Annotated in this window: 9 protein-coding genes; 6 read left to right on the top strand and 3 right to left on the bottom strand. The window is 42.6% G+C overall.

Annotation, left to right across the window (positions count from 1 at the left end):
- Positions 1–437: 437 nt before the first annotated feature.
- From ACFQI7_RS32825 to ACFQI7_RS32815, 3 genes are all read left to right on the top strand, one after another.
- On the top strand, positions 438–938 hold the full coding sequence (locus ACFQI7_RS32825; RefSeq protein WP_230415766.1) for an NUDIX domain-containing protein: 501 nt from the start codon (positions 438–440) through the stop codon (positions 936–938).
- Positions 939–1,176: 238 nt separating this feature from the next.
- Positions 1,177–1,515, top strand: coding sequence for a VOC family protein (locus ACFQI7_RS32820; RefSeq protein WP_329958312.1), 339 nt, complete (start codon positions 1,177–1,179; stop codon positions 1,513–1,515).
- A gap of 319 nt (positions 1,516–1,834) precedes the next feature.
- Entirely contained in the window at positions 1,835–1,969 is a 135-nt protein-coding gene (locus tag ACFQI7_RS32815; protein WP_377518285.1) for a DUF6756 family protein, read from the top strand.
- A gap of 196 nt (positions 1,970–2,165) precedes the next feature.
- Here ACFQI7_RS32815 and ACFQI7_RS32810 read toward each other — a convergent pair whose 3' ends face one another.
- From ACFQI7_RS32810 to ACFQI7_RS32800, 3 genes are all read right to left on the bottom strand, one after another.
- On the bottom strand, positions 2,166–2,483 hold the full coding sequence (locus ACFQI7_RS32810) for an NIPSNAP family protein (protein ID WP_218103343.1): 318 nt from the start codon (positions 2,481–2,483) through the stop codon (positions 2,166–2,168).
- 325 nt (positions 2,484–2,808) lie between these two features.
- Positions 2,809–4,422 (bottom strand): L-aspartate oxidase, encoded by a 1,614-nt coding sequence (nadB, locus tag ACFQI7_RS32805; protein WP_218103342.1) that lies wholly within the window; start codon positions 4,420–4,422, stop codon positions 2,809–2,811.
- A 616-nt stretch (positions 4,423–5,038) separates the two neighbouring features.
- The gene (locus ACFQI7_RS32800) at positions 5,039–5,872 is read right to left on the bottom strand and encodes a hypothetical protein (protein ID WP_218103341.1); all 834 of its coding nucleotides are present in this window, start codon (positions 5,870–5,872) and stop codon (positions 5,039–5,041) included.
- Positions 5,873–6,543: 671 nt separating this feature from the next.
- Here ACFQI7_RS32800 and ACFQI7_RS32795 point away from each other — a divergent pair.
- From ACFQI7_RS32795 to ACFQI7_RS32785, 3 genes are all read left to right on the top strand, one after another.
- A complete protein-coding gene (locus tag ACFQI7_RS32795) occupies positions 6,544–6,867 on the top strand; it encodes a helix-turn-helix domain-containing protein (RefSeq protein WP_329958311.1) in 324 nt (107 codons plus the stop codon).
- Positions 6,868–7,067: 200 nt separating this feature from the next.
- Positions 7,068–7,559 (top strand): hypothetical protein, encoded by a 492-nt coding sequence (locus ACFQI7_RS32790; RefSeq protein WP_218103340.1) that lies wholly within the window; start codon positions 7,068–7,070, stop codon positions 7,557–7,559.
- A 192-nt stretch (positions 7,560–7,751) separates the two neighbouring features.
- Positions 7,752–8,534 (top strand): hypothetical protein, encoded by a 783-nt coding sequence (locus tag ACFQI7_RS32785; protein ID WP_218103339.1) that lies wholly within the window; start codon positions 7,752–7,754, stop codon positions 8,532–8,534.
- Positions 8,535–9,437 lie beyond the last annotated feature (903 nt).

Raw genomic sequence — 9,437 nt, 5'->3', positions numbered from 1 at the left:
TATGAACGCAGGTCCCATCAAGCGTGGGCAAAGCAGAAATTGGGCTTACCGAGGGGAAAAGAACTCAGACCGAACTAGCTCAATTAACATAGGATAGAGTGGGAGCCGCCAACCTCCATGTTAGTGATATACCCCGAAAAATAGACGGCTGTACTAGTAGCCGTCTATTTTCCCATGCACCTTTAAAGGCTACCGCTATCCATGAGAACATTCCCGGCCTGAGAGTCATTTTACATCTTCACAAATTAACTGAGTTTGTACATATGTCCTGCTCGGCGTTGAACTAACGGGAGACGATAGCGTGGAGCTGCTAAAGGACAGCTCCTTCTTGATGTTCATTGAAGTAACGGGCAGGATAACGTGGAAATTATTCCCATTTTGTGCAAAGTAAGATAAACTCACTTAAGACAAGGATTATTCTAATGGAGGACGAAGTTGTGGAAGTCAGACAAATGGCAACAGCATTTTTAATTAATCAAGAGCACGTTTTAATGATGAAGAAAGATCGAAGCAAGCTATTTAATTTCGAATTTTGGGGAGGTATTGGTGGGCATCTCGAGTATGAAGAACTGAACTTCCCGATGAAGGCAAGCTATAGGGAGATTGAAGAGGAGACCGGCTTTAAGGAGAACGAAATAGAAAACTTTTCACTTAAGTACATCCTAATAGAAAATAGTGACGGTGAAATCAGGCAACAATACGTTTATTTTGGAAAGACAACACATAGAAATTTTATTCCTTCTGACGAGGGAGAATTGTTTTGGATTCATAAAAATGAACTATTAAATCTAAAAACTTCAAAAGCTATCAGGTTTACAATCCAACATTACTTAGATAATCCTGCACAAACTGATATTTGTGTAGGAACGGTTACGGTTAATAACGAACAAGTTCCACATATCCAATGGTCTCCTGTTAAGCAGACATCCACCTTCTAGATAAATTACTTTCATTGTGTAGCCTTGGAGATTGAGCTAACTGAGAACGATAGTGTGAAGCTGCTATGCTTATTGAAGTAACTGGCAGATTAGTGCAAGATAACTGAATAATTTAGAAAGGATATATGAATATTTCAGCAAAATAGGATAGATAAAGAAATAAATATTGATAAATAGGAGGCAAGTAAATGTCTGACTCTTGGAAGCCAAAAGGATATTCAAGTGTTTCACCCTATTAGTGGTGCCGAGTGCACAGAGTGTAATAAATTTTTTGCAGGAAGCTTTCGAAGCAAACGTACTAAGACGATTTTATAGACCAGATGGTTCTTTTATGCATGTTGAACTGCAAATTGAGGATACGGTTGTAATGCTTGGAGATGCCACAAATACCTGGAGCGCAACTGTTGCTCAATTACATATTTATGTACAGGATGTTATAGGTACATATCAGCGTGCAATTCATGCAGGTGGTATATCAGTCTTGGAACCGTCTCGCAAAGAAGGAGATCCTGATAGACGTGCAGGGGTGAAGGATCCTGCTGGAAACACGTGGTGGATTGCAACGCAAGAGGCATAGTACTAAAACTAGTTGTAGCCTTATGCTAAACAATAAAAGCTGTGGAATTGGTAACTTCGTTACGTTAACGGGTACGATAGCTCAACACAATCATCATGAGGCCGCCGTAGGTGATCGGGCGGCCTCATTAAGCTAAAGGGCAGTATAACGTGGAAGCCAACAGGATTTTGAAGGAGGAAAATAAGCCTTAATGTAGAATCTCAAAATGATTCTTTTGAAGCGAGGAGACTTATGTTTGTGAAGCTTTTTACAAAAGAAGTAAAGAATTTGGTAGTCGATAATTATCCGTTTCTATGTGTAATCGATCAAAGCCCGAAGAATGAGTTTAGCCTCAAAGAAATATAAATGGCTTTTATGCGAGAACCATCATGGAATTGTGTGTCTTTCTGGCAAGGAAATTATTGATAAAATGAAACGATTTGTAGATGAGAATATTGAAATGATAATCAGATGAATGTGATATCAAAAAGTCTCGTCACGTTTCGGTCACACGGCTTGATTCGTTAACGGTGAACGATAGTAATAATCGCCTCATGTGTGGCAGTAGCAATAACTGCTGAGACGACTCCCTAAATCAAAAACGGAGCCCGTCGGCTAGGCTGTATGCTCCGTTCCTGTATTATCCCGTTGAGGGGCAAGTGCCAAACGCGCTATCGTATAAAAAAATCGGCCCGATTCATAAATATTCCTTCAATCTTCTCAATTATGGGCCCGCTTTCCTCGGATGTGCGTTTCACCTCGATCCATTCCGGGTCTTGTAGAAACGCACCCCACAGCCGTTGCCGTTCCTCCATATCCTTATATTCCATCACGTAATATAACTTCGGAAGCCCCGTCTGATCGATCCAGAAATCGTACACCTTCAGTTCCAACCGCTCGAAAATACCAAGTGTATGCTGGCTGAAACGTTGCAGAATCGCTTCCATTCTCCCCTCATGCATGGTATAAATGCGCAACTCGTAAAGCATGCCCATTCCCTCGCTTTCTGTAAATCGTAGAGTTTTTTCGTTGATCGTTGCCTATTCTCAGTACTATTTTGCCATAATCTTCGATTCTGGGCATAACTTCCTCCTTCTCTGATTCCAGATTTAAAAAAAATTGCCGAAAGGAAGGAGTTTTTAATTAGCTCAGCTCTTCGCTCAACTAACGGGCAGGATACTGAATGGTAGAAACCCGTATCCAGCAACTAATGCCAGTCTAAAACTTTATTTTCCGTAGACAGTAATATCGCCGTTTCCGATGTCTTCCTCCAGCCATTCCGCAATGCTGCGTTTCAATCGTTCGCGGTTGATTTCAAGCATCTTGAATGCACTCCTCCAAATGGCCTTCCTCCAGCCGGTAGACGATATGCTTCACCCAGCCGTCGCTTCGCTGCGGATAATCCTCGCGGAAATGGCCGCCGCGGCTTTCCCGGCGCAGCAGCGCCGCTTTCGTAGTTAGCATTGCACAGATGAGCAAATTGGCAAATTCATACTCCTCGCGCTTCATCAAAGCATATTCGAAGAAGGCCGACTGCCGCTTGAGCTCGACCAGCCCTCTTTGCAGCCCTGCGGCGTCGCGCTTCATTCCCGCTTGGCGAAGCATGACTTTCTGCAGCTTGAGCTTTTTCTCGACGACCGCTTGCTGCGGCGGCTCCTTCCGGTGAACCGCAACCTGCAATTCACTCGGCGTACGGTTCAGCGGCGGCAGCTCGGCGATCCGTTCGATGATGTGGCGGCCGAAGACGATCGCTTCCGACAGCGAGTTGCTCGCCAGCCGATTGGCGCCGTGAACACCTGTCGAGGATACTTCGCCACAAGCAAATAGCCGCTTGACGGCTGTTTCCCCGTTCAGGTCCGTTTTCACGCCGCCCATCATATAATGCGCCGCAGGAGCGACCGGAATCCAGTCCGTCGTCAAATCGAGCCCATACCGCAGGCAAAACTCATAGATTGTAGGAAACCGGTGCTTGATCAGTTCTTCGGTTTCATGCGTAATATCGATGTAAACAAACGAGACCTTTGTCTCTTCCATCTCGGTTAAGACCGCGCGGGCGACGATATCGCGGGGGGCCAATTCCAGCTGCGGATGATATTTATCCATAAATCGCTCGCCTTTGATGTTCCGCAGAATCGCTCCTTCCCCACGGACAGCCTCGGAAATGAGAAAGCGCGGTGCGCCTGGGTAACACAATGCCGTCGGATGGAACTGAATGAACTCGACGTCCCGGATTTCCGCACCAGCACGAAGCGCGATGGCGATGCCGTCCCCTGTGGCGATGTCGGGATTCGTCGTATACCGGTACAGTTGGCCTGCTCCTCCGGAGCATAGAATCGTCGCATCTGCTTCCACGAACACGCGCTGCCCGTCCGGCTTCTGTACGAGCGCCCCGCGGCACTCCCCGTCCTGAGTAATCAAGTCGATAACATAATGGTCGTCCCACAGCTCGATGTTCGGATCCTGTTTCGTCCGTTCCGACAGCGAACGCACAATCTCCGCACCCGTCGCATCCCCATGTGCATGCAAAATGCGGCGATGGCTGTGAGCGCCTTCTTTAGTCAGCGCCAGCTCGCCGTTCTCGATGTCGAACTGAGTCCCCATCCGAATCAGGTCCTTGACGCCGTCGGGGCCCTCATGCACGAGCACATTGACCGCTTGTTCGTCGCAAAGTCCCGCACCCGCCACCAAGGTGTCCTGCATATGATACTCCGGCGAATCTTCGTCGGAGATGACAGCCGCGATGCCTCCCTGCGAAAAACGGGTATTGCTGTCGAGCAGCGACTTCTTCGTAATCATGATTACTTTCTTCGTATCACTAGCCTTAATCGCGGTGAACAGCCCTGCGATCCCGGCTCCGATGACGATGACGTCCGTCCGGACGCGGGGAAGCCGCTGCAAATCGAAATCGACCAAATACCGAGGAAACATCGTAACCACACCTTTTAGTTCAATTGGGAATTACATATTCTAAGGCTCCAAAAAACCCTTCTCAACTGCATCATTAACAATATTTTCAATATAACTCCACAGGATGGTAGAACTGTTCTCAATTCTTCTATTTCTTGATAATACTTTTTCTCTTGAGACACCTAACTTTTTCCATTGTAGGCCACTTCATGGCGAATGTGCAGTTGCTCGTGAAGGGTGTCCGCTAGGTTTCGGTAAAACAACTTCTTCCGCTCAAGAGTACGCCCTTGTTGGGATATCTGAATTGTATCAAGGAAAATGCGTGTGCTAGAATGGTAGCGAGTTCGTGTTAGGTGTTCGTGTTGGTTCGTGCGGCGGCAGCCGCCATTCGAAACGGGAGGCGGAAAAGATGCCGGAGAAGAGCGATTATCGGGAATGGCCGGAGGAAATGATTCTGCCGAAAAGATTCTTCCGTTTCGTGAAGTTGATGAGGATTGTTGTTCGGGGATGTTGATTTTGTTTCGCGGTGGTCCACCTGGGATTCCTCCATTCATGTATACTTGCTCTTTAGCATGCACACGAAAAGGCAGGTGGCTCAAAAATCTTAGTTCAACTAAATTCGCCAAGGTACTGGGCGTTATTTCAAGCTGTGATATTCAGTATTCTCCCGATACTCTTTAAGCTCGTGAACCATTCCCAAATAGGAAGGCAATACTTCGTTTTTTGGAATGATGGCCCATACCGATCTTTTATTTAATGGTTTAAAAGGACGGTAAGTTGTAATCAGATGCTTAGCCGCTGGAAAGTAATGCAGGATTGCCTCCCGTAGGCCTTTATGTACCATTGGTTCGTAATTCAAGTGGAATTCAAAGTAATCAAATTCTGGATACGTGGTGACCCAGCGTCCTGTTACTGGGCCAGACTCGCCCGGAAAGAGTTCCTGAGAGTCCGTGATTACATATCCACGGACAGTCTTTACCTTTGATCTTTCTTCGGAAAGACTTTGTAAATGAATTCGTTCCGAAACCCCTGCATGAAAATACTCGGGTGATTCACGATATGAGTTTGGATCTGGATCCAGATTATTGATGAGTTGCCATGGGTGATTAAAAAGGACACTGAGCTGGAAGGGCCGCGGCCAAACAGGCATACTAGATTTATTAAACAGGTTACTAACAGCGCCGTCTGAAAGATCTAAGAATGCCTCCACATCTACTTGCTTAAGATTATATAGTTTTAAACATAATTTCCTTCTGAAATTAAGATCAGGATCACTCAACAATGTTTCCCAATGAGTGATCGAGCTTTGGAGAATAAGCAGTTCATAGTAATAAAGGTTAAGAATTTCAACTCGTGCCTTAACCAATTCAGACTCTTTGGTATTTTTGTTCTGAATACTATCTAAGTAGCTATTATATAGCCGGAATGTCTCGTCGCGGTTCATCTTATATGAGGCTTGATTAAAAGTCATAGAATCATCACCAATATCCATGATATCGCAGTTTTGGAAGCACTATAGAAAGTCTTAGTCCAACTAAGGCTTTGTGAGTAAACCGAATAATTGAATAAACTGGGTACTATTAGGAGGAACCTCCAGATTGAATAAACTACTAATTTGGAAAATTGTATTTTTAAAATGCAATAAAAAAACACTCTGTACCCAAAGGCAACATAGTGCTTCGTCTCAATATTTATACCGCTCCAAGATCTTATATGTCGGTCAGAGGGCATTCTTCTAGTGTCATATTTTTATCTCCTGGGATCACTTAAAACCGTTTACAAAAAACGGTACTAATCCCATTCCTCTAATTCAAATAATGTTCACGTGCCACCCTTTATATAACTACCATTAGATACCATATGGAAGGCACGGATCCTCTGAATGTCTGATTATAATCAACGCCTAAGAAAGTAATCAGACATCACTTCATAATAAGCCATGTGTGACAGTGGTACATGACTAACATCGCATATGGGATGCGTCTTTATCGACCGAGAGTCGTTCACCACCCAGGGGATCGGGTTCGAGCAGGGGGAGAGAGATGCCCGTACTTATGTTATACTTCCCTTTCTATAATTTAGCAACTATTTAACGTGACAAAGATCAAAGGGAAAACTTTAGAAGTTGAAAGGAGATTTGTTATGAGAGAACACGCATTGCTGCGAATCCAATTATTAAAAGCATTATTAGAATTGGAAGAGAAGTTAATGGAAGACTGTGGAAATCAATCGAAAGCTGTAGCTTATGCAAGCCAGGTCGAAGATGTTGCTCATCGACAAGAAAATGGTCAATTAAAAGCTGTATTCTCAGTAGCGGAATTATCTGATTACCTGGGTGTCTCGGCAGATTGTATATATACCATGGTTCGTGAGAACCAAGTTCCTTACGTAAGGATACGAAGAAGGATTTTATTTCATAGACAGGCAATTGATTCCTGGATTCAGAGTTCAGCATTTAACAAGTGATCTTTCTCGTATGTCAGTGAATTAACTTACTAAACGTAAACGGTATAAAAACACCTGCGCTAAGGGCGCATTTTTTTTTATATTTTCAGATGGGGTCAATGTCATATCAATCGTTTTCTTTCTACTAAAAATGAATAGATTCACGTTTTATTGGTGAAAATAGGAGAGAAAAGATTTTATACGATTAGGAGGGGATTACTATGAGTGAGGTAAAGACTAAGTATGAAGTTTGGTCTCCAGAACAGGATCAATTGTTATTACAGACAGTTTTAAAACACTTAGGTAATGGGAGCAGTCAGAAGAAGGCGTTCGAAGAGGCAGCTGATAAAATAGGGCGAACTCAAGCGGCTTGTGCGTTTCGATTTAATGCTGTTCTAAGACAACAACATAATGAAGAAATACTTTCCGTTAGTCACAAAAAGGGCAATCAATTGACTAGTAGTATGGTGATTCCATTTCCTAACGGTGACGTTCATGGTGAGAATAAAACACTTAACTGGCAGCAAGTGTTGGATTTTTTAAATTCACAGGCTCTAGAAGTCCAAATTATGCAGCAGCAGCTAAACGAAATAGCGGAGGAAAATAGAAGTTTAAAAGAGGAACTTGCGAATTATAAGGAGGTACATAATAAATTGGAGTCCTTCGGTATGAATATCTCCAAGATGCTTGAGCTTTATGATCGTGTTCAATAATTGAACTCTAATTCCTAATAAATACAATACTACGTTATTGCTACGCTGATGCGTAGTTTTTTGTTTTTAACAAAGTTGAACGTCAAATAGACCCCGTCTGACTGCTAGGTGGGCCTATTTGACGTTCACAGTATAATGAAACGAATGACTTGCATTTACGTAAAATTGAATATATGGAAGGGGACAGTTAAATTGTTCAAAAGAGAAGGAACGTTACCGTTCTTTATAGGTGTTTGTTTAATTATATCCTGTGTGCTATTTACAATCCTTAACTATCCGATAGGTCTCACTCATTTTGATTTTTATGAGCCGGGCTACTTCTTTGGCTCTTTGATCGAGGTCGTTATGCTATATTCATTTTCTGCTGTAGGCGTAATCTTATTGTTTAGCCCCTTTAAAGACTCGTTGGATGTTAAAAAAAATAAGCATGCCGTAATTTATTGGTTTTTTATCCTTCTACCCATTATCCCTATTGTCTGGTTCATGTTCTTGATGCGTAAATTGAGCACTAGCTTGGCCGTAGTTATGACAACTGCTGTGACCGGATTATTGGCTATTGCAATTATTATTCCTATTACTCGATTTACCATAAGTTTTGTTAGTGGGCATTGGATGGATTTGGGGCTTAAAAATCCAGTTGTTCAGCCATCATATATTTATTATTTGTTAGTGGCTATTGTTAGTATTCTTTTTGCCTACATAGGGTCATGGGTTTTTAACCCAGTTGCTAGTCTTTTTGGAAATAAAAAGGTAAATGTTGACAGGAAAAAAATGAGCCAATATCTAACGGTCCTTTTGGGGATTTTATTTATTGTGGTGTCAGGACTTGGTTCACTTGGAGAGTTTAACGAGGATACTAAAGCCTCATTAGATGCCGTGAAAGATTCCTCGGCGGTTTATGGCTCAATTAGTTTGATTGTTTCTTTTATTCCCCGCAAGAAAAAGAAAACTCACGATGATGTACAGTTAAATTGATAAATTACACTGAGAAAGGGGCGGAAAATTGTCTTGGAAATTTTAATTTTCTCCAATAGAACCAATTGATTCGAAAAGAAACAGACATCATGTGGGACCTTAAAAAGTTAATCAGTGCACAGATGAAGTCAATACTCCCCTTCGATCTACCATGGGGCCTGATATTGAGAAACCCATAAGAAGAGATACATATGAAGTACAAATATGCTACTAACTCCCTTTGTACGTCTACATTTACGAACTGCGAACATTTCTACAGCTGCTAACGGATCTATATCAGGAGTGTACGACTTCATCAAATACCGGTTGTTACTTGATTTGGTATTAAATGTGTTATATATTTATAAAGAAATCCGAAAGCATCGGTCGATAAGCCCGGCGGGAAAGCATCCCGAAGCGGGCTTTTTTGTATGGGGAAATGTCGTATTGCCTGAGGAACTTATCTGAGACATACATTCACCGACCGCCGGTAATCCATCACTTCTCTCCTAGTAAGTCCACCCATCTCCTAAAATTGAACTCTGTTATAATGCAATAATTAATGGCGTCACGAAGATCTACATGGTAACGAACGTCCTCTGCTATATTTTGTAATTAAGTTATTATAACGTTGATAAGAAGTAGCACCTTTCTTCTTCCGCAAGTATACTTCTGAATAGTCTGGGGTCTGGGAATGCGCTTCATGAGTTTAGACATTTCCCTGATCGTCGGGTAATTCTTGGTTTATTGTACCAATAGTAGTGGTCTCAAAAGTACGTTCTAGAGGACTGAACTATTTTGAAGTCACACTTAACTATTTAAAGTAATGACCTTGCCAAAGATCTAGAGGTTCCGTGAAAAGGTTCATTTAGGTATATTCCTCGTTCCATTTTTGGCTTGATTTTTTCTTAAGTTAATAACGTT

Origin of the sequence: Paenibacillus allorhizosphaerae (assembly GCF_042659105.1) — a bacterium.
Taxonomy (GTDB): domain Bacteria; phylum Bacillota; class Bacilli; order Paenibacillales; family NBRC-103111; genus Paenibacillus_G; species Paenibacillus_G allorhizosphaerae.
Note: the sequence above shows the minus strand (reverse complement) of the source record. Positions and strands in the feature narration are given on the sequence as shown.

Coding starts and splice junctions, on each gene's coding strand:
- ACFQI7_RS32815 (WP_377518285.1), top strand. CDS start 1,835: ATGAGTTTAGCCTCAAAGAAATATAAATGGCTTTTATGCGAGAACCAT.
- ACFQI7_RS32810 (WP_218103343.1), bottom strand. CDS start 2,483: ATGCTTTACGAGTTGCGCATTTATACCATGCATGAGGGGAGAATGGAA.
- nadB (WP_218103342.1), bottom strand. CDS start 4,422: ATGTTTCCTCGGTATTTGGTCGATTTCGATTTGCAGCGGCTTCCCCGC.
- ACFQI7_RS32800 (WP_218103341.1), bottom strand. CDS start 5,872: ATGACTTTTAATCAAGCCTCATATAAGATGAACCGCGACGAGACATTC.
- ACFQI7_RS32795 (WP_329958311.1), top strand. CDS start 6,544: ATGAGAGAACACGCATTGCTGCGAATCCAATTATTAAAAGCATTATTA.
- ACFQI7_RS32790 (WP_218103340.1), top strand. CDS start 7,068: ATGAGTGAGGTAAAGACTAAGTATGAAGTTTGGTCTCCAGAACAGGAT.